Below are 23,654 nucleotides of genomic sequence, written 5' to 3'. Positions count from 1 at the left end.
TCGACGATGACCTCGATCGTCGGCGAGTGGTCGAGTTCACGCAGCTCGAGGGGGGTGAACTTGGCCTGCGCCGGTCCGCGGCGACCGAACACGTGGACCTCGACGGCCTTGTTGGCCTTGAGTCCCTCGTAAACGTTGGCCGGGATCTCCGTCGGCAGCAGTTCGTCGCCGGTCTTGGCGAGGACGCGGGCGATGTCGAGGGCGACGTTGCCGACACCGAGGACGGCGACCTTCTCGGCCTCGAGGGGCCAGGTGCGCGGGACGTCAGGGTGGCCGTCGTACCAGGAGACGAAGTCGGCGGCGCCGTAGCTGCCGTCCAGTTCGATGCCCGGGATGCCCAGGGCGCGGTCGGCGTTGGCACCGGTGGAGAAGATCACCGCGTCGTAGAAATTGTGCAGGTCTTCGAGGGTGATGTCGCTGCCGTAGTCGATGTTGCCCAGCAGGCGCACCGACGGCTTGTCGAGCACCTTGTGCAGGGCGGTGATGATGCCCTTGATGCGCGGGTGGTCGGGTGCGACGCCGTACCGGATCAGACCGAAGGGGGCAGGCATCCGCTCGAAGAGGTCGATGCTGATCCCGCCGTCAGACGCGGCATCGGATTTCATGAGAGCGTCGGCTGCGTAGATACCGGCGGGGCCGGCACCCACGATCGCAACGCGCAACGGACGTGTCTGATCAGTCATCTGGAGCGAACTACCTTCTGATGGGCGGACAACGAAACCTCAGCTTAAATTAAGCCCAGCCTAATCGGGTGGCCGAGGTGCGGCAGACAGGGCAGAGCCCATTCTCGGGACGCACGCCTGTAGAGGGTAGTCGCCTTCACGTTGGGGGGTCACAAACAAGATTTGTAGGGGCAGCTCTATACACTCGTGGCCACGCCGAGATCGAAGGGAAGTCATGTCCGGTTCGAGCGAATCGCCCCAGCGCGACGCGGGAGGCACCGAAGATCCGGTGGATCCCCGGCGCACCACGGCGGTGCCGTTCATCGCCGCCGTCACCGTCATCGTCGTCATTCTGGTTGCCATCGTCGTGTCCAGCAGGCTCTCGCCCGCAGACGAGAACGTCACGGAAGCAGACCGCATCAACCGCTCGGTCGCCGACTTCATCCAGGCCCACAACCACGACGACGCCGATCTGCAGAAGACGCTGGTCTGCTCGTCGTGGTCCGACGACCGGTCGGTGCTCCGCGACCGGGAAGGCGAGGTCACGCTGAAGGGCGTCGAATCGTCCGAGGTCAACGGGGATCGTGCCCGGGCGGAGGTCCGGGTCAGCGCCGACGACGGCAAGGGCGAGACGACGGATACCTGGCAATTGACACGGGACGGCGAGACATGGGTCGTCTGCAACTGACCGTTGCCCGGAAGGGCATACCGAACAGGGTTGTGAAAAGCTGACATGGTGAGTTACGCAGGCGACATAACGCCGGAGCATGCCTGGGAGCTGCTCCGCGAGAATCCCGACGCTGTGCTCGTGGATGTGCGGACGGACGCCGAGTGGAAGTACGTCGGAGTCCCCGACACCACCCCGCTCGGGCGGAAGACCGTGCTGATCGAATGGGTCAGCTACCCGACGGGCACTCGTAACGACAACTTCGTGGACCAGCTGAAGGAGGCCGGGATCGCGGGCGGCGAGAACGCCCCGGTGATCTTCCTGTGTCGCTCCGGCCAGCGGTCCATCGGTGCGGCGGAAGCCGCGACAGCGGCGGGCATCGGCCCGTCGTACAACGTGCTCGACGGTTTCGAAGGCGGCCTGGACGCCGAAGGTCATCGTGGGGCGGTCGGCTGGCGGGCGCTGGGCCTGCCGTGGAGGCAGTGGTGAGTGCAATTCCCCGAGGCGGCGCGTTCGACAAGGCGCTGCCGGACGACATCGGCCAGGGCACGATCAGCGTGCGCGGAGGAACCCTCCGTTCCGGTTTCGAAGAGACGTCCGAAGCGATCTTCCTGAACTCAGGCTTCGTGTTCGAGAGCGCGGGAGCGGCCGAGGCGTCGTTCACCGGCGAGATCGACCACTTCGTCTACTCCCGGTACGGCAACCCGACCGTGAAGATGTTCGAGGAGCGACTGCGCCTTATCGAGGGCGCAGAAGCGTGCTTCGGCACCGCCAGCGGCATGTCCGCGGTGTTCACGGCACTGGGCGCGCTGCTCAAGGCCGGCGACCGGCTGGTCGCGGCGCGTAGCCTGTTCGGTTCCTGCTTCGTGGTGTGCAACGAGATCCTGCCCCGCTGGGGTGTGGAGACGGTGTTCGTCGACGGCGAAGACCTCGACCAGTGGGAGAAGGCTCTGTCCGAGCCGACCACCGCGGTGTTCTTCGAGACGCCGTCGAACCCGATGCAGACGCTCGTCGACGTGCCCCGGGTGGCGGAGCTCGCGCACGCCGCCGGCGCAAAGGTCGTGCTGGACAACGTGTTCGCGACACCGCTGCTGCAGCACAGCCTGGAACTCGGTGCCGACATCGTCGTCTACTCCGGCACCAAGCACATCGACGGCCAGGGCCGTGTGCTCGGCGGGGCGATCCTCGGACCGCAGGACTACATCGAAGGGCCCGTCCAGAACCTCATGCGCCACACCGGGCCGGCGCTCAGCCCGTTCAACGCGTGGACGCTCCTCAAGGGACTCGAGACGATGCCGATCCGGGTGCGGCACTCCGTCGGCTCCGCACTGGAGATCGCCCAGTTCCTCGAGGGCCACTCCGCGGTCGACTGGGTCAAGTACCCGTACCTCGAATCGCACCCCCAGCACGAACTCGCCAAGCGGCAGATGAGCGGCGGCGGCACCGTCGTCACCTTCGCACTGAACGCATCCGAGAGCGAAGCGAAGAAGCGGGCATTCGAGCTCCTCGACGCCCTGCGGCTGGTCAACATCTCCAACAACCTCGGCGACTCCAAGTCGCTCATCACCCACCCGGCCACCACCACCCACCGGGCGATGGGCCCGGAAGGTCGTGCAGCCGTGGGCATCACCGACGGCGTCGTCCGGCTGTCCGTGGGACTCGAAGACACCGCCGACCTGCTGACGGATCTGGAGCAGGCACTGGCATAGGCGGCTTCGCCGCCCGTGCGCCTTTCTGGTTGTTCCGGCAACCACAAAGGCGCACGAGCCCGAAGGGCCTACAGGTCGAGGCTCGTGGCCGGCGCGATTGCGTCGAGGCGTTCGGCGGTGGCCCCGTCCTGGGTGTTGTACCGGCGTGCGCACTCGGTGAGGTTCGTCGACATCTCGGCCACAGTCCGCTGCAACAATTCCCGCCGATCGTCCAGGTAGGACGTGAACCGGGCGAACGCGCCGCCGGCGGCCTCCGGCCAGGCCGCACCCGAGTCGGCGAGGGCCGCGTCGGTGGTGTTCAGCTGTGCGGACGCGTCGTCGAACAGGACGTCGAGCTGACCGGCCGCTACGCGTAGGGCCGCCGTGTCGACGTGGATGGAACCGCTCATTTTCGATCCTTCGTGTCGGTCGAGACGAGATCGGACTCCCGCGGGCGCGATCGATCCGTTAGGGTACGGGCATTATGCATCCTGGGGGGGATCGTGAATCTGAGGGACATTGCCCAGTGGGACACCCGCGCGCTGCAGGCCGTGCACCGGTCGCTGTCGGTGCGGGCGGCGACGATCCGTGTCGTGCAGGACGGTCTCGCCGACATCGGCCGGTTGCCGGCGTGGCAGGACGACGCCGCGGACGCCGCACGTCGGCGGTTCCGGATCGTCGCGGATGATCTGAGCGGTGAGGCCGCGGCGATCGCCGTCGTCGAGAAGCTGGCCGGCGACCTGGTCGACGCGGTCACGCACCTGAAATCCGAACTCGACGGCCTCCGCGAAGCGGCCGCCGCCCACGGTATGGCTCTGTCGGACAGCGGGAACATCGCCGAGGCGCCCGGACCGCCCGTCGACACCTCAGGGGCAGCGCGGCGCGACGAACTCCGTGCCGCGGCCCGGGCGCTGATCCTGCAGGCGGAAGACCTCGTCGCCGACGCCGCCGCTGTCCTGACGCGGGCCGCGGACGGCGCGGCCGAACCCGGTGAGGCGGATCGACCGGGCACCGGACTGTCCGCCCCGGCGCCCCCGCGGGACGGCTCCCCGCTGGACAACCGCGAGTACTGGGACGCCCTGCCGGCAGCCCAGCGCCGCGAGGTGATCGAGCAGCATCCCGAATGGGTGGGTGATCGCGACGGCATCCCGTCCGCGGTGCGGCACGAGGCGAACGTGAGCCGGTTCGACGACGAGCGGTCGCGGTGGGAGACGGAGCGGGACCGGCTCCGGGAACGGCTGGACCGCAACATGTTCGGTGGAGCATTCGCCGACGACGACGCCGAGTTGTGGTACGCCGAGCAGAAGTTGCGGGACCTCGACGACCTCGAGAAACTCGTGCGCGATCACCCGGACGGCAGGCTGATGCTGCTGGACCTGCAGTCGGGTGAACGGACGATGGCCGCATTCGCGCTCGGCGACCCCGACACCGCCGACCACATCGCCGTCACCACACCGGGCATCGACACGACCGTCGCCTCGCTGCGCGGAATGACCGACGAGGCGTCGGCGCTGAAGGCCGAGACCGAACGGCAGTTGGACCTGGCCGGCCGCACCGGCGACACGGTGTCGACGATCGCGTGGCTGGGGTATCAGCCGCCGACCACCACCGGTCCGGGCAACTACGACGTGCCGTTCATCGACCAGAATCTCGGGCGCGGATGGCTCCTCGATTCCTGGCAGTCCGACCGCGCGACCGCGGGTGCCCCGAAGCTCGCCTCGTTCTACGAGGGACTCGACGTCGCCTCGCAGACGCCCGATCCGCACATCACCGCGCTCGGCCATTCGTATGGTTCGTACACCCAGGGCCTGGCCCTGCAGGACGCGGGACCGCGGCAACCGGTCGACGACGCCGTGTTCTACGGTTCGCCCGGGTTCGACGCGAACGACGAATCGGATCTCGGGTTGGCACCCCGGCACGGGTTCGTGATGCGCGCGCCCGATGACCCCATCACCGTGGCAGACGGGTTCGGCAGGCTCGGCCCCGATCCGGTGCAGACGGACCTCGAACAACTGTCGGTGCTCGAGGCGTCGACCCCGGACGGCGTGCGGCGCGAAGATGCCAGCGGGCACAGCGAGTATCCGCGGCCGAGTGACAACGGGGAGCTGCGGACGTCCGGCTACAACATGGCGGTGATCGTCGCGGGCATGCCGGAACTGGCTGTCCGGTGACGGTCCGCGGCGGGTGGGTGGTGAAGGCGGTCGCCGTGATCGGCGCGGCGATCCTGACGAGCGGATGTGGTGGCGTGCCGGACAACCCGTACAACTTCAGCGACGAGGAGGTTGCGGCGGCGGCAGCGAGCCTGAGCGACCGGCCGACACTCGCGGTCACCGAGTGGCAGGTCACCGATGCGCTGATGCGGATAAGCGATGCCGTTGCGGCGATTGCACCGGATGTTCGGTGGCGGTGGCATCGCGAACGCAGCCAGGGCGGCGGGTGCCCGGGACCGTATGCGTACACGGAGGGGCAATCCGTCACCACGCCGGTATTGCTGTCCGACACCCCGATCGGCGACGCCGACTGGCCCGCCGTGCTGGCCGCGGCCCGTGCGATCGCCGCCGACGCCGGAATGGACCGGCTCGACGTGCACGCCGACCGACCCGGACACCACGACGTGACGTTCGCCGGTGGCGACGGGAACCGGATCAGGTTCGGGACGTACAGGGCAGCGACGATCAGGGGTATCACGGGCTGCCGCCACCCGTGAGTACTTGTCAACGTCCCGCGGTTAAGAAGTACTCACGGGCGGCGGAGCCGCATCGCCGAACGGATCCGACGTCCGGCCGACCAGGTCGGCGACCGATTTGAGTACCGCGGTGGGACGGTAGGGGAACAGTTCCACCGAATCCCGCGTCGAAATTCCGGTGAGGACGAGGATGGTCTGCAGCCCGGCCTCGAGCCCGCAGACGATGTCGGTGTCCATCCGGTCGCCGATCATCAGCGTGTTCGCGGAGTGCGCGCCGATGGCCCGCAGCGCCGAGCGCATCATCAGCGCATTCGGCTTGCCCACGTAGTACGGGTCGCGACCGGTGGCCCTACTGATCAGTGCGGCAACGGATCCCGTGGCCGGAAGGGAACCCTCCCGGGACGGGCCGGTGGGGTCGGGGTTGGTGGCGATGAAGCGAGCGCCCCTCTCCACCAAACGAATTGCGGTGGTGATCGCCTCGAAGGAGTAAGTGCGGGTCTCGCCGAGGACCACGTAGTCGGGATCGTTGTCGGTGAGGACGTACCCGATGTCGTGCAGTGCGGTGGTGAGCCCGGATTCGCCGACGACGTAGGCGCTGCCGCCGGGGCGCTGGCTCGCCAGGAACGTCGCGGTGGCCAGGGCGGATGTCCAGATCGATTCCTCGGGAATGTCCAGGCCGGTGCGGAGCAGACGGGCGCGGAGGTCGCGCGGAGTCCTGATCGAATTGTTGGTGAGGACGATGAACGGGGTACCCGACTCCCGGAGTTCGGCGAGGAACAGGTCGGCCCCGGGGACCAGGTGCTCTTCGTGGACGAGAACGCCGTCCATGTCCATCAGATAGGTCCAGCCCGGGTGCTCTACGTCTTTGCTCACCGACTCAGTATGAGGGAGCGGGAGGGTGCATGCGCGACTATGCGAGCAGCCGGAACAGGCCGATGAGGCCGACGACGACGATGGTTCCCCGCAATGCGGTCGGCGACAGCCTGCGGCCGTAACGGGCGCCGAGGACGCCTCCGAACAGCGAGCCCACCGCGATCAGGCCGGCGGCCGCCCAGCTGATCCGGTCGAAGGCCACGAGCGTGTACGCGGTCGCGGCGACGACGTTGACGAGGAGCGAGAGCAGGTTCTTCGCGCCGTTCATTCGTTGCAGGCTCTCCGGCAGGATCGCGCCCATCACACCCATCAGCAGGATGCCCTGCGCGGCGGTGAAGTATCCGCCGTACACGCCGACGGCGAACGTCCCGACGGTCAGCAGGGTGAGGCGCGCCGGGCTCAGGCCCGCCTCGTGGCTGCCGCGCTGCTTCGCCCAGGCCTGGATCTTCGGCTGCAGCACCACCAGGATCAGGGCGAGGATCAGCAGCACCGGGACGACGAGTTCGAACACAGTTTCGGGTAGGTGCAGCAGTAGCCACGAGCCGAGAACCGCACCGCACAGCGACGCCGGGATCTGCCACCGCAGCCGCGGTCCCTGCCCGGCCAGTTCCCGCCGGTACCCCCACGTGCCGGACACGCCACCGGCGACCAGGCCGATCGCGTTCGACATCGTGGCGGTCACCGGAGGGAACCCGAACGCCACCAGGGTGGGGAAGGTGATGAGCGTGCCGCTGCCGACGATGGCGTTGATCGCGCCCGCGCCTACACCGGCTACCAGGATCGCGATGACTTCGAGTGGTGTCACCGAGGCGACGTTACAAGGGCCTCGGAAGGCCCGGCGGCCGGGTCACACGACCACGGAGATGCAGGGCCGCACGCCTCATCCAACCGCATGGATCTCCGTCTGTCAGTACTTCTGCGCACGGTGATTCTTGCGGCCGATCGGCACCATTTCCCCTGTGTTGCAGGGAAATACCCCGTGTTGACGGGGTTCGGGAATGCGGCTAGTGTTCGCTTCAACCATCCAGAGCGACCGAGAGACCTGGCTCGTTGACGTCGCAGCAACCCTTCCGAATTCTTCGGGTGCGGGTGCTACCGCCGGGATCGATGGAAGGCAGCACATGAACTACCCCGCGCGCCCTGCGTGGCGCAGACGGCACATCGACCTGTGCCGGACCACCTCCTGCCACTGTTGACGAGGTCTCACAGCACGCTCACCGGGCATTTCGCCCGGTGAGCGCCTGACGCGCGCCCGCATCCCGCGGAAGACGCGCTCTCCTCCAGTCCGGTTTCCAGGTGAAAGGCCGCCTCAGTGATGTCTGTCGTAAGTGGTGAGGGAGCGTGAGCGCCCCCGTTCAGGCGCGTTCGGCCGTGCCCCTCGATTCAGTGCCGTCCGGCGACGGGGACGCCGCGCTGGAAGTGGCGCGGAGGTGGCACCCGTGGCGGTGGGTCGTCAGCGCCGTCGTGCTGGTACTGCTCGCCCAGTTCGTCCACGGCCTCGCGACCAACCCGGGATGGGACTGGGCGACGTTCGCCAAGTACTTCACCGCCGGCTCCGTGCTGCAGGCGCTGTGGATGACGGTGAAGCTGACCTTGTGGGGGACGGTCCTCGGATTCGCACTCGGTGTGGTGCTGGCGGTCAGCCGCTTGTCGCACAACCCGGTGTTGCAGGTGATCGCCTGGGTGTACATCTGGGCGTTCCGGTCGATTCCGCTGATCGTGCAGCTCCTGTTCTGGTTCAACATCACGTACCTGTATCAGACTCTGTCGCTGGGCATTCCGTTCGGTCCGGGCTTCTTCACGTTCGAGGTGAACGGTGTCATCAGCGGCTTCACCGCCGCCGTCATCGGTCTGGCCCTGCATCAGGCCGCGTACTCCGCCGAGATCATCCGCTCCGGCATCATCTCGGTGGACCACGGGCAGATCGAGGCGGCGCAGTCGCTGGGCATCCCGCGCCGACGCCAGTTCTTCAAGATCGTTCTGCCCCAGGCGATGCGCGGCATTCTGCCGAACGCCGCGAACGAGGTGATCAGCCTGTTCAAGGGCACCTCGATCGTGTCGACGATGGCAATCGCCGAACTGTTCTACCAGGTTCAGGTGATCTTCGGCCGCAACGGCCGCGTCGTACCACTGCTGATGGTCGCGACGATCTGGTACATCATCCTGACCACGCTTTTGTCGATCGGCCAGTACTACGTCGAGCGGCACTACGCGCGCGGATCGGCACGGGCGCTGCCGCCGACTCCGTGGCAGAAGCTCACCCGGAAGTTCGCCGAGATCCGTGACGCCGGTGTCTCCGTACCGAGAGGTGCCACGAAATGACAACCGAAGCCCATCCGGCGGAGTACGCGGTGGAAGTTCGCGGAGTCCACAAGTCCTTCGGCGCACTCGAAGTCCTGCGGGGTGTGGACCTGCTGGTCCGCAAGGGCGAGGTGACGGTGATCCTGGGGCCGTCGGGTTCCGGCAAGTCCACGCTGCTGCGCACGCTCAACCACCTGGAGAAGGTCGACCGCGGCACCATCCGCATCGACGGCGACCTCATCGGTTACCGGCGCAAGGGCAGCAAACTGCACGAACTGCGTGAACGCGACATCCTGAAGCAGCGTTCCCGGATCGGATTCGTCTTCCAGAACTTCAATCTGTTCCCCCACCTCACGGTGCTGGAGAACGTGATCGAGGCGCCGGTGTCGGCGCAGGGCCGCGACCGGGCCGAGGTCGAGGCCGAGGCGATTGCGCTGCTGGAACGGGTGGGCGTGGGTGACAAGGCCCACGAGTACCCGCGACAACTGTCCGGCGGCCAGCAGCAGCGGGTCGCGATCGCCCGGGCCCTCGCACTGCGCCCGGCGGTGATCCTGTTCGACGAGCCCACGTCGGCCCTCGACCCGGAACTGGTCGGCGAGGTCCTCGCCGTGATCAAGCAATTGGCACGGGACGGCGCGACCCTCGTGATCGTCACCCACGAGGTGGGCTTCGCGCGGGAGGTCGCCGATACGGCGGTCTTCATGGACGCCGGCGTCGTGGTGGAACAGGGCCCGCCCTCGCAGGTCATCGACAACCCGCAGCACGACCGCACCACAGCATTCCTCTCCCGAGTTCTCTGATTCTCCCCACCTCGGTGTGGATCCCCGAAAGGCACACATGTCCACCGCACGGTTCCGTACGAAAATTCTGGCCTCGGCCCTCACCACCGTCGCGCTGCTCGCCGCCGCGTGCGGGGGCGGCGACGTCGAGGACGAGGGATCGGCGCCGACCTCGGCTGCCGGATACAACCTCACCGCCGACCAGAATCGCATCACCACCGACGAGGTCGAGTCGATCGCCGCGAAGGTCCCCCAGCAGATCCGCGACCGCGGCACGCTCGTCGTGACGGGCAGCGCCGGCTCCGCCCCGCCCCTGCGTTTCTACGCCGACGACGACAAGACGCTCATCGGCTCGGAGACCGACTTCGCGTACCTGATCGGCGACGTTCTCGGGTTGAAGGTCGACCTCCAGGCGGCGGACTGGGCGCAGAACTTCGTCCGCATCGATTCGGGGGAGGCCGACGCGTTCATCTCCAACGTCACCGTCACCGAGGAGCGGAAGGAGAAGTACGACTTCTCGACGTACCGCCTCGACACGGTCGCGTTCGAGACGAAGAAGGACAGCGGCATCCAGATCAAGGAGCCCAAGGACGTCGCAGGTCTGAAGATCGCGGTCTCCTCCGGCACCAATCAGGAAGCGCTGCTGGTGAAGTGGAGTGAGCAGAACGTCGCGGCGGGGCTCGAACCGACCGGCATCACCTACTACCAGAACGTCACCGACTACTACCTGCCCCTCGCGTCGGGCCGGATCGACGCCTACTTCGGGCCCAACCCGTCCTCGTCGTTCCACGTGGCGCAGGCCGGGGAGAGCGAGATCGCCGGAACGTTCTCGGGGGCGGGCGACGCCCTCCAGGGTGAGATCGCCGTGCTCACCAAGAAGGACAACGGACTGGTGACCGCCGTCAACGAGGCCATCAACCACATCATCGAGAACGGTACGTACGCACAGGTTCTCGAACGCTGGAACATCGCGAGCGAGGCCGTCGGCACGTCGGTCGTCAACCCGCCCGGACTCCCGAAGACCAGCTGACAGGAGGACCAGTGACCGAGAGGACCGAATCCGTGCAGACCGTGTTCGTCGATCAGGCCGATCCGCTGGCCGCGCCGCTGCTCGAAGAACTGGCGATCGAGTACAGCACCCGGTACGGGCGCACCCGCGACGAGATCTACGACGATCTCAGCACGTATCCGGCGGAGGAGTTCGCCGCACCGGGTGGCGCGTTGCTCGTTCTGGTCGACGACGGGACGTCCGTGGCGGGCGGGGCCTTCCGCCGCTACGACGACACGACGGCCGAACTCAAACGGATCTGGACCTCGTCGGCTCACCGCCGCCGCGGCCTCGGACGAATCGTGCTGCGGGAGCTCGAGGCCGCGATCGCCCTAGCAGGCTATTCCCGCATCTTCCTCACCACTGGGCCGCGGCAGCCCGAGGCGGTGTCCCTGTACCTGGCCGCGGGGTACACGGCGCTGTTCGACCGCTCCCTCCCACCGCAGGACGTCGGAATCCACGGATTCGAGAAGATCCTGCACACCCCTACCGCTCTGCCTTCCGCCTGGGCCGCAAAGGAGTACGAGTCCGTATGAAGTTTCTGCTGATGAGCCTGATCACTCACCACCCGGACCCGGTGACCGGGGAGAAGATCGGCACTGCGGCCAGGCTGCAGGAGGTCGTGGACTCCGCCGTCCTCGCCGAGCAACTGGGGTACGACGGGTTCGCGGTGGGCGAGCGCCACGAGCATCCCTTCCTGTCCTCGTCCCCGCCCGTGGTGCTCAGCGCCATCGCGGCGCGCACCAGCACGCTGCAGTTGTGGACCGCGGTGACCACGCTGAGCCTGCTCGACCCGGTCCGCGCGTTCGAGGACTACTCGACGCTGGACAACCTGTCGGGCGGCCGGTTGCAGCTCATCATCGGCAAGGGCAACGGCACCGCGCAGGCGGAGTTGTTCCACGTCACCCCGGACGACCAGTGGGATCGCAACCGCGAGGGCTACGAACTGTTCCGGCAGTTGTGGGAGAGCGAGGACGTCACCTGGGAAGGCACGTTCCGGCCGTCTCTCGAGCACGCTGTCGCCCTTCCGCGCCCGCTGCAGCGGCGGATCCGGATCTGGCACGGCAGCGCGACGAGCACGGAATCGGTGGATCTCGCGGCCCGCTACGGTGATCCGATCTTCTCGGCGAACGTCACGTACCCGATCGACTCGTACGCCGAACTCGTCCGGCACTACCGCGAACGGTGGGCCCACTACGGTCATGATCCCGCCGACGCCCTCGTCGGCGCCGGAACGGCCGGGTTCTACGTGACGCCGAACTCGCAGGATGCGCTGGACGTGTGGCGGCCGATTCACGCGGCTCGCCTCGACTTCGCCCGCAGCGCAGGACTTCCGGTGGTGTTCGAGACCGTGGAGGACTTCGTCGAACGCAGCTCCGCACTGATCGGCAGCCCGCAGCAGGTGATCGACAAGGTGCAGCGTTACCACGAGCAGTTCGGCCACGAGGTGATCCACCTGAGCGCCGACCGCGTCGGCAGCGACAAGCAGCACCGCGAAAGCCTGGAGCTGTTCCAGGCCGACGTGGCACCCACGCTGCGTGAGACCATTCCGAGCCGCCCCCTCGCGGCCGGCACCGAGGAGGAAGACGCATGAGCCTGGTTCTGGGCATCGAACTCGACGGCGAGGGTGCGCATCCCGAGGCCTGGCGGCGCGCCGCGCACACACCCGACCGGTTGCTGACCGGGCGAACGGTGGCGGACCGCGTCGCGGCAGCCGAGAACGCCGGCTTCACGTTCGCCTCCTTCGACGATTCGCTGCTGCCGCCCGGCGCCGACGGGGGACCCGTCGGCCGGATCGACGCCGTGAACCGGGCGGCGTTCGTCGCCGCGACCACCAGCACGATCGGACTCGTACCGGTCGTCGGCACCACGTACGCCGAGCCGTTCCACACGTCCTCCCAGCTCGCGACGCTCGACTACGCGTCGCGCGGTCGCGGCGGCTGGATCGCGGCACGCGACACCGACCCGCGGGTCGCGAGCGCACTGGGCCGGGCCGAGGTCACCACACCCGCCGACCTCGCGCGGGAGGAACGGGACGCGATCACCGTGGTCCGGGACCTGTGGGATTCGTGGGAGGACGACGCGGTGATCCGCGACTACGCCACCGGACGTTTCGTCGACCGCGACCGATTGCACTACATCGACTTCCGGGGCGAGACGTACTCGGTGAAGGGTCCGGCCATCGTGCCCCGGCCACCGCAGGGGCAACTGGTGGTGTTCGGCCGCGCGGGGCACACGGATCCGTCGCTGGTCGACGTGGTGCTGGTGTCCGGCCCGACACTCGAGGACACCGTCGGGGCCGCCGGGCGCGCGAAGGCCGGCGGCGCACCGCTGGTGGTCGCCGAACTGGATGTCGCGCTCGGCTCGTCGACACCTGCCCCGCCGAGCGGACGGCTGTCGTTCGCCGGCGACGCCACCGGGCTGCTGGAACTGCTCCGCGCCCTGGATACGCACGTCGACGGTGTGCGCCTGCATCCCGCCGTCGTCGACGAGGATCTTCCGGTGCTCGCGCGATACGTGGTCCCGGCACTTCTCCGTGCCGGCATCGCGCACCGTCCCATTCCCGGTTCTACCCTGCGCAGCACGCTGGGTCTCGACCGTCCCGTCACCCGATTCCAGGCCGAGCGCCTCGAAGACTCCTCTCGCTGAAAGGTTGTGGAGAACATGACCGACAACTCGTACGCCAGGCCCGGCGCCCAGGTGCACTTCGGTGTCTTCTTCCAGGGCGTCAACCACACGACGATCTGGTCCGATCCGTCGAGCGGATCGCAGATCGACTTCGAAACGTTCCGGCGGGTGGCACTGACCGCCGAGCGGGGCCTGTTCGACGCCTTCTTCCTCGGTGAGGGCCTGCGTCTGCGGGAACAGGAAGGCAAGATTCTCGATCTCGACATCGTGGGCAGGCCGGACGCGATCACCCAGCTCGCGGCGCTGGCCGGCATCACCCGGCACATCGGGTTGGTGGCCACCCAGAACACCACCTACAACGAGCCCGCCGACCTCGCCCGGCGGCTGTCCGGGCTGGACCTGCTGTCCGGTGGCCGTGCCGGCTGGAACGCCGTCACCACGGACAACGCGTGGACCGGTGAGAACTTCCGGCGCGGCGGCTACCTCGATCACGCCGACAGGTACGAGCGGGCCGGGCAGTTCCTCGACACCGCCCGGGCGATCTGGGATGCGTGGGTAGACGGCGCGGTCGCGACGAGCACCGACGCGCCGTCGTGGTCGACCCCGGACGGTGTGCAGGAGGTGTCCCGGCGCACGTCACAGTTCGACGTCACGGTCACCCCCACGCTGCCGCGCAGCGCGCAGGGGCATCCCGTCATCTTCCAGGCCGGCGACTCACCGGCGGGCCGGGACTTCGCGGCCGCGCACACCGACGTGATCTTCTCCCGGCACGGAACGCATTTCGACGAGGCGCTCGCCTTCGCCGAGGACATCCGGGCGAGACTGCGTCGTGCAGGGCGTCCCGAGGACGACGTCAAGATTCTGCCGGGCACGCAGATCGTGCTCGCGGAGAACGCGTCCGAGGTGGAGGAGAAGGTGCGCTGGGTTCTCGAGGGCCAGTACACCGGGCAGACGGCGTTGTCGCTGGTCGGTCAGGTGTGGGGCCGCGATCTGTCCGATCGCGACCCGGACGGTCCACTGCCCGAATTCGATCCGGTGCCCGCGCCGATCTCCGTCACCCGTGGGGCGGCGCGTGACGGAAAGGATCCGCTCGCCATCGCCCGGGAATGGCGGGCCCTGGCAGAGGCGCAGAACCTGTCGCTGCGTCAGGTTGCGATCGCGACCACCCAGCGCTCCGGATTCGCCGGTACTCCCGGGCAGGTCGCCGACGAACTCACCCGGTGGGTTCGCAGTGGGGCCACGGACGGGTTCAACATCTCGCCGTATCTGGTGCCCACCGGACTCGACGAGATCGTCGACCTGCTTGTGCCCGAATTGCAGGAGCGAGGTTCGTACCGAACGGAATACGAAGGCTCCACCCTGCGTGAACATCTCGGTCTCCGGCCCGCTCTGTCGCGGCGGGAACTCCCGCCCCGGCAGGCCGTGGGGTAACGGGGTCCGTGTGGCGCGGCGACCGGCGATCTCTTACACTCGGTAACGACCATCCAGAGCGACCGAGAGACCTGGCTCGTTGACGTCGCAGCAACCCCCCGCCCTGCGGGTGCGGGTGCTACCGCCGGGATCGATGGAGGAACGATGTTGACCGAAGGTTTCGTGAGCGCCTGGGGGCGTCTCCACGTCGATCTCTGCCGACTGTCCACCTCGATCTGTCACAGCTGACCTGACACCCCGATCCGTCGGGGTTCCGGCTCTTCACACCGCATCCGCGTCGGATCCGGTGTCCCTCACCTTCCTGTGCGCGTGAGCGCTGCCGATACGACGGGCAGCGCGCACGGCACTTCTTCGAGATCACGGAGTTCTCGGTGCCATCAGTGCTTTTGTCCTCGCCCCACCGCGGTGCCCGCATCGCAGCAGGTATCGGCGCCGCCGCCGTGCTGGCCACGGCACTCACCGCCTGCGGTGGCGGTTCCAGCAGTTCCTCCGCGGATGCGGGCCCCGCGCAGCCCGGCGGCACACTCCGCTACGGCCTGTCCCAGGCGCCCACGTGCGCCGACCCCGCGCAGTCGGGCACGAATCAGACGGTCTACGTGGCTCGTCAGGTGGTGGACTCGCTCACCGACCAGGACCCGGAGACGGGCGAACTGAAGCCGTGGCTCGCCGAGAGCTGGGAAACCGACGCCGACGCGTCCTCCTTCACGTTCCACCTGAAGGAGGGGGTGACGTTCAGCGACGGAACACCTTTCACCGCGGATTCGGTGAAGAAGAATCTCGACGCCATCGTGAACACCCTCTCCGGCGCCAAGGCCCCGCTCGGTGCCAGCTACCTCGCCGGTTACACCGGCACCACCGTGATCGACCCGCTGACGGCGCAGGTCGACTTCGCCGCACCCAACGCGCAGTTCCTGCAGGCGTCGTCCACCCCGCAGCTGGGCATCCTGTCCGATGCGTCCGTCGCGAAGTCCGCCGAAGAACGGTGCACCGGCAACATCTCGGGCACCGGGCCGTTCACGTACGCCGACTACCAGCAGGACAAGTCGGTGACCCTCGCCAAGCGCGCCGGATACAACTGGGGTTCGGACGTGTTCGGCCATGACGGCGAGGCCTACCTCGACACCATCGAGTTCAGCGTCGTGCCCGAATCCGGCGTCCGCACGGGCAGCCTGTCCTCGGGACAGCTGGACGCGATCAGTGACGCGTTGCCGCAGGACGCCCCGCAGATCGAAGGCGCGGGCGGGCAGGTGCTCACCACGTCGAACCCCGGGACCCCGTTCGGCTTCCAGCCCAACGTGACTCGCGGACCGCTCGTCGACCCCGTCGTGCGCAGCGCGCTGGTCCCGGCGATCAACCGGCAGGAACTGGTCGACACCGTACTCGGTCCAAACTTCACACCCGCCACCAGCACGCTGGCCAGTCGCACCCCGGGCTACGTGGCGCTGCCGGACGTGTCGTACGACCCGGAGAAGGCGAAGTCGATTCTGGATCAGGCGGGCTGGGTTCCCGGTGCCGACGGCATCCGCGAGAAGAGCGGTCAGAAGCTGAGCTTCCCCGTTCTGTTCAGCTCCGTGTTCGCCGGCAACCAGGCCATCCTCGAACTGGTGCAGCAGCAGCTCAAAGAGGTGGGAGTGGATCTGCAGCTGAATCTCGTGTCCACTCCGGAGTCCATCGCCCGCCAGAATTCCAAGGACTTCGACGCCACCTACTACAACAGCACCCGCGCCGACGGTGACATCCTCCGCACCCAGTTCGGCCTCGACGGCCGCAACCTGAACAACCGCGGACCGATTCCCGCGCTCGACGACGTGCTCGCGAAGCAACTCGCCACCACCGACACCACCGAGCGGAGCGCGCTCGTCGCCGACGCCCAGCAGCAGGTGCTCGACAACGGTCTGTGGATCCCCACGGTGGAGTTGTCGCAGGCGATCGGCGCCGGTCCCAACGTGCAGGACCTGAAGTTCGAGGCCTCGGCCCGGCTCCAGTTCTTCGACACCTGGATCAGCGGACGCTGAGCCATGATTCGCTACCTCGGACTACGCGTGCTGCAGGCGATCGCCGTCCTGTGGGCGACGTTCACCGTGTCGTTCGCCGTGCTGTTCCTGCTGCCGTCCGACCCGGTGAGCATCGCCGTCGACTCGGCGACCACCGGAACGACGGTCGACGCGGCCGCCGTCGCGGAGCTGCAGGCGCGGTACGGCCTCGACCAGCCGGTGTGGGTGCAGTACTGGAACTCGCTGAGCCACGCCGTCCGCGGTGACTTCGGGTACTCGATCGCCACCGGGCAATCGGTGACCGAGGCGATCGGGAACGCGGTCCCCAGCACGCTCGCGCTGGCGTCGGCGGCGCTGGTTCTCGCGGTCGTGTTCGGGGCAGCGGTCGCGTTCCTCGCCACCTACACCAGGGTCCACTGGGTGCGGAATCTGCTGTTCTCACTGCCTCCGCTCGGTGTCGCGGTGCCGACGTTCTGGGTGGGACTGATTCTGCTGCAGCTGTTCTCGTTCCGGCTGAAGGCCTTCCCGGCGTTCGGTGACCAGGGGATCGCGACGCTGGTGCTCCCCGCGGTGACGCTCGCGCTGCCGACCGGTGCCGTGATCGCGCAGGTGCTCGCGGCGAGTCTGCAGACCACGTGGCGGCAGCCGTTCATCGAAGCTGCGCGGGCGAAGGGTGCGTCCCGCTGGCAGATTCAGACCCGGCACGCGCTGCGCCTGTCGAGCATTCCGGCGTTCACCATCGCCGGTGTGCTCGTGGGTAATCTGCTGGCCGGATCGGTCGTCGTCGAGACGGTGTTCTCGCGCGCCGGCGTGGGGCGGCTCACCCAGACGTCCGTGATGGCGCAGGACATTCCGGTGGTCCAGGGAATCGTGGTGCTGAGCTCGGTCGTCTACGTACTCGTCAATCTCGCCGTCGATCTGCTCTATCCGCTGATCGATCCCCGGATCGTCGAGGGCAGGCGCAGTTCCGGCCGCAACACCACCGCGGATGTGGAGGAGAAGGTTCATGTCTGACATCCTCACCAGGGAACTGATCGAGGAGGCCGAGGGTTTCGGCGCTCCGCCGACCGAACCGCCTCCCGTGGTCGCGTCCGAGTCGGACAGTCGCGGACGCCGCGCGGTGACGTGGTTGCGTCGCAATCTCGTGCTGGTGGCCTCGGCCGCCGTGCTCCTCGTCGCGGTCGGATTCGCGGTGGCGCCGTCGGTGTTCGCGAGCGGCGACCCGCTGGTCGGGGTGCCCGCCCAGAAACTGCAGGCGCCGAGTGCCGCGCATTGGTTCGGCACCGACAACATCGGCCGTGACGTGTATACCCGCGTGGTCCACGGTGCCGGATTATCTTTGACCGCAACGCTGTTGGCCGTGGGTATCGCGCTGGTCGTCGGTTCGCTGATCGGCCTGCTGTCCGGTGCCGTCGGAGGTGCGCTGGACGCCGTGCTGATGCGCGTCGTCGACGTCCTCCTGTCGATCCCCGCCCTGCTGCTCTCGCTCGCACTGGTGACCGCGCTGGGGTTCGGCACGGTCAACGTGGCGATCGCGGTGGGCGTGTCGCTGATCGCGAACTTCGCCCGCGTGATGCGGTCGGAGGTGCTGCGAGTACGCCGGTCGCTGTACGTCGAGGCGGCGTTCGCGTCGGGTGTCCGCTGGCACACGGTGCTGCGCCGCCACGTTCTGCGGAACTCGTACGCGCCTGTCGTGGCACTCGCCGCCGTCGAGTTCGGGATGGCGGTCCTCGCGGTGTCGTCGCTGAGCTTCCTCGGGTTCGGCGCGGTGCCGCCCACCCCGGAATGGGGCTCGCTGATCTCCGAGGGCCGGAACTACCTCGCCACCGCGTGGTGGATGACCACCCTGCCCGGACTGGTGATCGTGGCCGTCGTGCTGTCGGCGCACCGGCTCGGGCATGCACTCGAACAGAGGGAAGTGCGATGAGCTCGACGACTACTGCTGCGGCAGGCACCACGGCGCCGCTACTCCAGGTCTCCGGACTGCGGGTGGCGTACGGGAGCGTGAGCGATCCCGTCGTGGCCGTGAAAGGCGTCGACCTCACGGTGTCGCGCGGGGAAGTGGTGGCCGTGGTCGGCGAGTCCGGCTCCGGGAAATCCACCACGGCGCACGCGATCCTCGGATTGCTCAGCGGATCCGGGCGGGCCGTGGCCGGCACCGTCACGTTCGACGGTGAGCGTCTCGACACCAAGTCGGAGCGCGCACTCGAGCGGATCCGTGGCGCCCGGATCGGGCTGGTTCCCCAGGACCCGACGACGTCGCTCAACCCCGTCCTGAGAGTCGGCGCCCAGGTGGCAGAGGTGCTCCGGATCCACGGTCTCGCCGACCGGCGGACGGCAGGCATCGAGGCAGTGCGCATTCTCGCCGAGGCCGGGATCGACAAGCCCGAGGTGCGGGCGAGGCAGTACCCGCAGGACCTGTCGGGCGGGCAACGGCAGCGCGTCCTGATCGGGATCGCGCTGGCGTGCAGCCCCGAACTCGTGATCGCGGACGAGCCGACCAGTGCACTCGACGTCACCGTGCAGCGCCGGATTCTCGATCACCTCGACGCGCGGATCGCCGAGTCAGGCACCGCGGTCCTGCTGATCACGCACGATCTGGGTGTCGCCGCCGACCGTGCCGACCGGATCGTGGTGATGAGCGAGGGTGAGGTGGTGGAAGCGGGCCCCACCCGCGAGATCCTCGAGAACCCACAGCACGAGTACACCCGCACCCTGCTGGCCGCGGCGCCGAGTCTCTCGGTGGGACGGGGGCCCAGTCGCGCCGCGGAGGCGGGCGGAGCCGAACCCGACGTCCTGCTGCGCGTGTCGGGGGTGTCCAAGACGTTCCGGATCGACCGGCGCACCGCCATCGACGCCGCCCAGGACGTGTCGTTCGAGGTCCCTCGCGGGCGCACGCTGTCGCTGGTGGGGGAGTCCGGGTCCGGCAAGTCCACGGTGGCCCGGATCGCGATCCGGTTGGAATCTCCCACCGCGGGCCGCGTCGAGTTCGACGGCCGGGACATCACCGGCCTGCGCGGCGGCGCGCTGCGTGCCCTGCGCCGCCGAGTGCAGATCGTGTACCAGAACCCGTATGCGTCCCTCGATCCGAAGCTGGCGATCGCGGACATCGTCGCGGAACCGCTCGGTGCGTTCGGTGTCGGCACCCGGGCGGATCGGGCGGCACGAGTCGCCGAACTGCTCGAACAGGTCGCGTTGCCGCGTACCTACCTCGAACGCAGACCGGCCGAGCTGTCCGGTGGGCAACGGCAGCGGGTCGCGATCGCCCGCGCGCTCGCGCTGCACCCGGAACTCGTCGTGCTCGACGAACCGGTGTCCGCGCTGGACGTCTCGGTGCAGTCGCAGATCCTCGGACTGCTCGAGCGCCTGCAGCGGGAACTCGGGCTCAGCTACCTCTTCATCTCGCACGACCTCGCCGTGGTCCGGCAGATCAGCGACACGGTCGCGGTGATGCGGTCCGGCCGCATCGTCGAATCGGGCACCGCGGCAGAAATATTCGACAATCCCCGCCACGACTACACCCGGCAGCTGCTCGACGCCGTCCCGGGACGATCCGTCGTGCGCCCACGTTCTGCACAGCTGGAGGAATCGATTCATGCCTGAGCCACACGACCCGCTCGTCGCCGTCGATCTGTACGGCACGGGGATTCATCCGCAGTCCTGGCGTCGTCAGGACTCGCGCGCCGAGGACCTCTTCACCGCCGGCTACTGGACCGGTCTGCTCGGGCAGGCCGACTCGGCCGGAGTGGACCTCGCGTTCGTCGGCGATACCTTCGCGATCGCCACGACGGGACATGCCGATCAGCGTGGGCAACTGGACGCCGTGGCGATCGCCGCACGGGCCGTCGCGTCCACCGAGCGGATCGGCCTGGTTCCCACGGTGACCGTCACCCACACCGAACCGTTCCACGTGTCCAAGGCCATCGCGAGCCTCGACCACGCGTCTCTCGGCCGTGCCGGATGGCAGGTGGACGTGTCGGCCGGTCAGGCGCAGGCGAATCTGTTCGGACGCAAGGACGCACAGGATGCCGAGAGTCTGTGGGCGGAGGCGGCCGACGCGATCGAGGTCGTGAGCCTGCTGTGGGACAGCTGGGAGGACGCCGCCGAGATCCGCGACGTCGCCACCGGCCGCTTCATCGACCGGGACAAGCTGCACTACATCGACTTCGAGGGCACGCACTTCGCCGTGAAGGGTCCCTCGATCACGCCGCGGTCGCCGCAGGGGCAGTCGCTGATCGTGATCGGCGCGCGGGACGAGCACTCCACCAGGGTGGCCGCCGCGCGTGCCGACGTGATCCGCATCGGCGCACCCACCGTGGACGCGGCACGTGACGTCGCGGACCGGGTGCGGCGTGCCGCCACCGAGGCCGGCCGGGACCCCGCCTCGCTGCGGATCCTGCTCGACGTCGAGGTGGTGATCGCCGAGACCCCCGACACGGCGGAACGCGACCTCGCCCAGCTCGAGAACTGGTCCGGCAGCCGGTACGAGCCCGCGTCGATTCTCCACCGCGGCGACGCGGCGGGCCTCTCCCGCCTGATCACCGACGTGGTGGGCGCCGGGGGCGTCGACGGCGTGACCCTCCGGCCGCTGGCGCTGGCGTCCGGCCTGAACGAGATCACCGAGCGCGTCCTGCCGCTGCTGCGGCCGGGCGACCGAGCGCCCGACAGCGGGGTGCTCCGGGAGCGGCTCGGCTTCGCCCGTCCCGTCAATCACTTCGCCGGACAGGACTGACATCATGAGCAACCAGCGCAAGCAGATTCATCTCGCCGCGCACTTTCCCGGCGTCAACAACACCACCGTGTGGAGCGACCCCGAATCGAAGAGCCAGATCGACTTCGACTCGTTCGTGCACCTCGCGGAGACCGCCGAACGCGGATTGTTCGACTTCTTCTTCCTCGCCGAGGGCCTGCGCCTGCGTGAGCACCGAGGCCAGATCCACGACCTCGACGTGGTGGGCCGCCCCGACACCTTGACGGTGCTCGGCGCACTCGCCGGAGTCACCACGCATCTGGGCCTGGCGGGGACGATCAACACCACGTTCAACGAACCGTACGAGCTGGCACGGCAATTCGCCGCGCTCGACCATCTGTCCGACGGCCGGGCCGCGTGGAACATGGTGACGTCCTCGGACGCGTTCACGGGGGAGAACTTCCGGCGCGGGGGATACCTCGACAAGGCCGACCGGTACGTCCGCGCAGGCGAACTGATCGAGGGCGCCCGCAAGTTCTGGGACAGCTGGGATCAGGATGCGCTGCAGATCGACCGCGCCCGGGGGGTGTTCGCCCCGGACAACTCGATCCGCGACGTCACCCACTCCGGCTCCCAGTTCGACATCCGGGGACGGTTCACGATTCCCCGGAGCCCGCAGGGGCACCCGGTGCTGCTGCAGGCGGGCGACTCCGATCAGGGCCGCGAATTCGGGGCCGCGCAGGCGGACGCGATCTTCACGATCCACGGGTCGCTCGAGGACGGCCAGAAGTTCTACACGGACGTCAAGGGCAGGCTGGCGAAGTACGGGCGCAGCCACGGTGATCTCAAGGTGCTGCCGGCGGCGACGTTCGTGCTGGGCGACTCCGCGGCGGACGCGGCCGAGCGCGCCGATCACATCCGGCACCAGCAGGTGGGCCCGCAGACGGCGATCGCGTTTCTCGAACAGGTGTGGGGCCGCGACCTTTCCGCGTACGACCCGGACGGTCCGCTGCCGGACGTCGAACCGGCCGACGACACGAACATCACGCGCGGCCGGGTGCGGCACGCGAAGGACCCCCGCGAGATCGCTGCCGCGTGGCGGGCGAAGGCGGAAGCCGAGAAACTCAGCATCCGGGAACTGATCATCGCGGTCACCACCCGCCAGCAGTTCGTCGGCACCGCCGCCCAGGTGGCCGAGGAGATCGACCGCTACGTGCAGGCGGATGCGTGCGACGGCTTCATCCTGGTACCGCACCTCACTCCGGCCGGGCTCGACGAGTTCGTCGAGAAGGTGGTCCCGGAGTTGCAGAACCGCGGCAGTTTCCGCTCCGAGTACTCGGGGACGACCCTGCGCAGTCATCTCGAACTGCGCCATCCGCATCACCAGACAGAAGGAGTTCGGGCATCATGACCGCAGTCACGGCAGGCGCGACATTCGAGCAGGACTGGCAGGACTGGCATTCGGGGCGAGAGGAGTCTTTCCGCGACCCGCGGGGATGGCTGAGTCTCACCGCCCTGCACTGGCTCGTCGAGACCGACACCACGTTCCCCGACCTGCCCGGGAAGTGGCGGGCCGACGCAGACGGCGTGGTGATCACGGCGACCGCCGACGCCGGGCTCGAGGTCGACGGCGAACCCGTCGACGGCACGGCGACCCTCGCACCCCTGGAGGGCGCACCCGGTCTGCTCGTGCGGCACGGGAGCCGCAACATCGAGGTGATCCGCAGAACCGGTGACGTCGCCCTGCGGATCCACGACCCCGAGGCAGGCACCCTCGCCACGTTCACCGGCATCCCCACGTTCCCGCCCGCGCGGCAGTGGTCCGTGCCGGCGACGTTCACCCCGTTCTCGCAGTCCCGCGTCGTGACGACGGGTGCGGTCGTCGAGGGGCTCGAGCACCACCACACGGCGCTGGGCTCACTCGCATTCGAGTACGACGGCGCCGCACACGAACTCGTCGCATTCGCAGGCAAGAACGGTGGCCTGCACGTCCTGTTCACGGACGCCACCAGCGGGGTCAGCACGTACCCCGCGGCGCGGTCCCTGGCCGTGGACGCCCCCGCCGCCGACGGCCGGGTGATCCTCGATTTCAACCGGGCGGCCAACCTGCCGTGCGCCTTTACCGACTACGCCACCTGCCCGGTCGCGCCCGCCGAGAACCGGCTGACGCTCGCGGTCGAGGCCGGCGAGAAGAACCCGCGGTAGGT

Annotated in this window: 25 protein-coding genes and 2 riboswitches; of the genes, 21 read left to right on the top strand and 4 right to left on the bottom strand. The window is 68.4% G+C overall.

Annotation, left to right across the window (positions count from 1 at the left end; all coding sequences use genetic code 11):
* The coding region (locus ACNJ7E_RS00960; protein WP_418338794.1) for an FAD-dependent oxidoreductase at window positions 1-683 on the bottom strand (683 nt) is incomplete at its 3' end.
* Between the two features lie 214 nt (window positions 684-897).
* Between ACNJ7E_RS00960 and ACNJ7E_RS00955 the strand changes: the two genes are divergently transcribed.
* Genes ACNJ7E_RS00955 through ACNJ7E_RS00945 form a run of 3 tightly spaced genes read left to right on the top strand, consistent with a single transcriptional unit; the run spans window position 898 to window position 3,038 of the window.
* Window positions 898-1,350, top strand: coding sequence for an Rv0361 family membrane protein (locus tag ACNJ7E_RS00955; RefSeq protein WP_005251646.1), 453 nt, complete (start codon window positions 898-900; stop codon window positions 1,348-1,350).
* Window positions 1,351-1,398: 48 nt separating this feature from the next.
* Window positions 1,399-1,818, top strand: a complete 420-nt coding sequence (locus ACNJ7E_RS00950; RefSeq protein ID WP_280780342.1) for a rhodanese-like domain-containing protein — start codon at window positions 1,399-1,401, stop codon at window positions 1,816-1,818.
* Window positions 1,815-3,038 (top strand): O-succinylhomoserine sulfhydrylase, encoded by a 1,224-nt coding sequence (locus tag ACNJ7E_RS00945; protein ID WP_280780341.1) that lies wholly within the window; start codon window positions 1,815-1,817, stop codon window positions 3,036-3,038. Before ACNJ7E_RS00950 ends, ACNJ7E_RS00945 begins: the two co-directional genes overlap by 4 nt.
* Before the next feature lie 68 nt (window positions 3,039-3,106).
* Here the strand turns inward: ACNJ7E_RS00945 and ACNJ7E_RS00940 are convergent, their stop codons facing one another.
* The gene (locus ACNJ7E_RS00940) at window positions 3,107-3,427 is read right to left on the bottom strand and encodes a type VII secretion target (protein ID WP_418338792.1); all 321 of its coding nucleotides are present in this window, start codon (window positions 3,425-3,427) and stop codon (window positions 3,107-3,109) included.
* Between the two features lie 93 nt (window positions 3,428-3,520).
* Between ACNJ7E_RS00940 and ACNJ7E_RS00935 the strand changes: the two genes are divergently transcribed.
* Window positions 3,521-5,188 (top strand): alpha/beta hydrolase, encoded by a 1,668-nt coding sequence (locus ACNJ7E_RS00935; RefSeq protein WP_418338790.1) that lies wholly within the window; start codon window positions 3,521-3,523, stop codon window positions 5,186-5,188.
* Window positions 5,185-5,724, top strand: a complete 540-nt coding sequence (locus ACNJ7E_RS00930; RefSeq protein ID WP_418338788.1) for an LppA family lipoprotein — start codon at window positions 5,185-5,187, stop codon at window positions 5,722-5,724. Before ACNJ7E_RS00935 ends, ACNJ7E_RS00930 begins: the two co-directional genes overlap by 4 nt.
* A gap of 21 nt (window positions 5,725-5,745) precedes the next feature.
* Here ACNJ7E_RS00930 and ACNJ7E_RS00925 read toward each other — a convergent pair whose 3' ends face one another.
* Complete coding sequence (locus ACNJ7E_RS00925) at window positions 5,746-6,537, bottom strand: HAD-IIA family hydrolase (protein WP_280780012.1); 792 nt, start codon at window positions 6,535-6,537, stop codon at window positions 5,746-5,748.
* Window positions 6,538-6,613: 76 nt separating this feature from the next.
* The gene (locus ACNJ7E_RS00920) at window positions 6,614-7,381 is read right to left on the bottom strand and encodes a sulfite exporter TauE/SafE family protein (RefSeq protein ID WP_280779768.1); all 768 of its coding nucleotides are present in this window, start codon (window positions 7,379-7,381) and stop codon (window positions 6,614-6,616) included.
* A 212-nt stretch (window positions 7,382-7,593) separates the two neighbouring features.
* Window positions 7,594-7,690, top strand: a riboswitch (SAM riboswitch).
* Between the two features lie 7 nt (window positions 7,691-7,697).
* Here ACNJ7E_RS00920 and ACNJ7E_RS00915 point away from each other — a divergent pair.
* The 16 genes from ACNJ7E_RS00915 (at window position 7,698) to ACNJ7E_RS00840 (ending at window position 23,652) form a co-directional block, all read left to right on the top strand.
* Window positions 7,698-7,772: a putative leader peptide gene (locus tag ACNJ7E_RS00915; RefSeq protein ID WP_369426197.1), complete on the top strand. Its 75-nt coding sequence runs from the start codon at window positions 7,698-7,700 to the stop codon at window positions 7,770-7,772.
* A 145-nt stretch (window positions 7,773-7,917) separates the two neighbouring features.
* Window positions 7,918-8,898 carry an amino acid ABC transporter permease gene (locus tag ACNJ7E_RS00910; protein WP_418338787.1) on the top strand — a complete coding sequence of 327 codons (981 nt, stop codon included), beginning with the start codon at window positions 7,918-7,920 and terminating at the stop codon, window positions 8,896-8,898.
* Window positions 8,895-9,677, top strand: coding sequence for an amino acid ABC transporter ATP-binding protein (locus ACNJ7E_RS00905; protein ID WP_011595024.1), 783 nt, complete (start codon window positions 8,895-8,897; stop codon window positions 9,675-9,677). The genes ACNJ7E_RS00910 and ACNJ7E_RS00905 overlap by 4 nt, the downstream gene beginning before the upstream one ends.
* Before the next feature lie 37 nt (window positions 9,678-9,714).
* Entirely contained in the window at window positions 9,715-10,686 is a 972-nt protein-coding gene (locus tag ACNJ7E_RS00900; protein ID WP_418338786.1) for an ABC transporter substrate-binding protein, read from the top strand.
* Window positions 10,687-10,697: 11 nt separating this feature from the next.
* On the top strand, window positions 10,698-11,240 hold the full coding sequence (locus ACNJ7E_RS00895; protein ID WP_280779770.1) for a GNAT family N-acetyltransferase: 543 nt from the start codon (window positions 10,698-10,700) through the stop codon (window positions 11,238-11,240).
* Window positions 11,237-12,298, top strand: coding sequence for an LLM class flavin-dependent oxidoreductase (locus tag ACNJ7E_RS00890; protein ID WP_280779771.1), 1,062 nt, complete (start codon window positions 11,237-11,239; stop codon window positions 12,296-12,298). Before ACNJ7E_RS00895 ends, ACNJ7E_RS00890 begins: the two co-directional genes overlap by 4 nt.
* On the top strand, window positions 12,295-13,353 hold the full coding sequence (locus tag ACNJ7E_RS00885; RefSeq protein WP_280779772.1) for an LLM class flavin-dependent oxidoreductase: 1,059 nt from the start codon (window positions 12,295-12,297) through the stop codon (window positions 13,351-13,353). Before ACNJ7E_RS00890 ends, ACNJ7E_RS00885 begins: the two co-directional genes overlap by 4 nt.
* A 15-nt stretch (window positions 13,354-13,368) precedes the next feature.
* Complete coding sequence (locus ACNJ7E_RS00880) at window positions 13,369-14,763, top strand: NtaA/DmoA family FMN-dependent monooxygenase (protein ID WP_418338784.1); 1,395 nt, start codon at window positions 13,369-13,371, stop codon at window positions 14,761-14,763.
* A 46-nt stretch (window positions 14,764-14,809) separates the two neighbouring features.
* A riboswitch (SAM riboswitch) is annotated at window positions 14,810-14,903 on the top strand.
* Window positions 14,904-14,907: 4 nt separating this feature from the next.
* Window positions 14,908-14,991, top strand: coding sequence for a putative leader peptide (locus ACNJ7E_RS00875; RefSeq protein WP_310794466.1), 84 nt, complete (start codon window positions 14,908-14,910; stop codon window positions 14,989-14,991).
* Window positions 14,992-15,143: 152 nt separating this feature from the next.
* Complete coding sequence (locus ACNJ7E_RS00870; protein ID WP_280780014.1) at window positions 15,144-16,778, top strand: ABC transporter substrate-binding protein; 1,635 nt, start codon at window positions 15,144-15,146, stop codon at window positions 16,776-16,778.
* Between the two features lie 3 nt (window positions 16,779-16,781).
* Window positions 16,782-17,771 carry an ABC transporter permease gene (locus tag ACNJ7E_RS00865; protein ID WP_105415193.1) on the top strand — a complete coding sequence of 330 codons (990 nt, stop codon included), beginning with the start codon at window positions 16,782-16,784 and terminating at the stop codon, window positions 17,769-17,771.
* The gene (locus ACNJ7E_RS00860; protein WP_280779773.1) at window positions 17,764-18,684 is read left to right on the top strand and encodes an ABC transporter permease; all 921 of its coding nucleotides are present in this window, start codon (window positions 17,764-17,766) and stop codon (window positions 18,682-18,684) included. Before ACNJ7E_RS00865 ends, ACNJ7E_RS00860 begins: the two co-directional genes overlap by 8 nt.
* Entirely contained in the window at window positions 18,681-20,360 is a 1,680-nt protein-coding gene (locus ACNJ7E_RS00855) for a dipeptide ABC transporter ATP-binding protein (RefSeq protein ID WP_418338783.1), read from the top strand. The genes ACNJ7E_RS00860 and ACNJ7E_RS00855 overlap by 4 nt, the downstream gene beginning before the upstream one ends.
* Window positions 20,353-21,489: an LLM class flavin-dependent oxidoreductase gene (locus ACNJ7E_RS00850; RefSeq protein ID WP_418338782.1), complete on the top strand. Its 1,137-nt coding sequence runs from the start codon at window positions 20,353-20,355 to the stop codon at window positions 21,487-21,489. Before ACNJ7E_RS00855 ends, ACNJ7E_RS00850 begins: the two co-directional genes overlap by 8 nt.
* A 4-nt stretch (window positions 21,490-21,493) precedes the next feature.
* The gene (locus tag ACNJ7E_RS00845; RefSeq protein ID WP_418338781.1) at window positions 21,494-22,858 is read left to right on the top strand and encodes an NtaA/DmoA family FMN-dependent monooxygenase; all 1,365 of its coding nucleotides are present in this window, start codon (window positions 21,494-21,496) and stop codon (window positions 22,856-22,858) included.
* Window positions 22,855-23,652, top strand: a complete 798-nt coding sequence (locus ACNJ7E_RS00840; RefSeq protein WP_280779777.1) for a DUF1684 domain-containing protein — start codon at window positions 22,855-22,857, stop codon at window positions 23,650-23,652. The genes ACNJ7E_RS00845 and ACNJ7E_RS00840 overlap by 4 nt, the downstream gene beginning before the upstream one ends.
* Window positions 23,653-23,654 lie beyond the last annotated feature (2 nt).

The organism is Rhodococcus mengyinensis (genome assembly GCF_048381435.1).
Taxonomy (GTDB): domain Bacteria; phylum Actinomycetota; class Actinomycetes; order Mycobacteriales; family Mycobacteriaceae; genus Rhodococcus_F; species Rhodococcus_F opacus_D.
The sequence above is the reverse complement of the archived record's forward strand: the minus strand, read 5'-3'. Positions and strand labels throughout refer to the sequence as shown.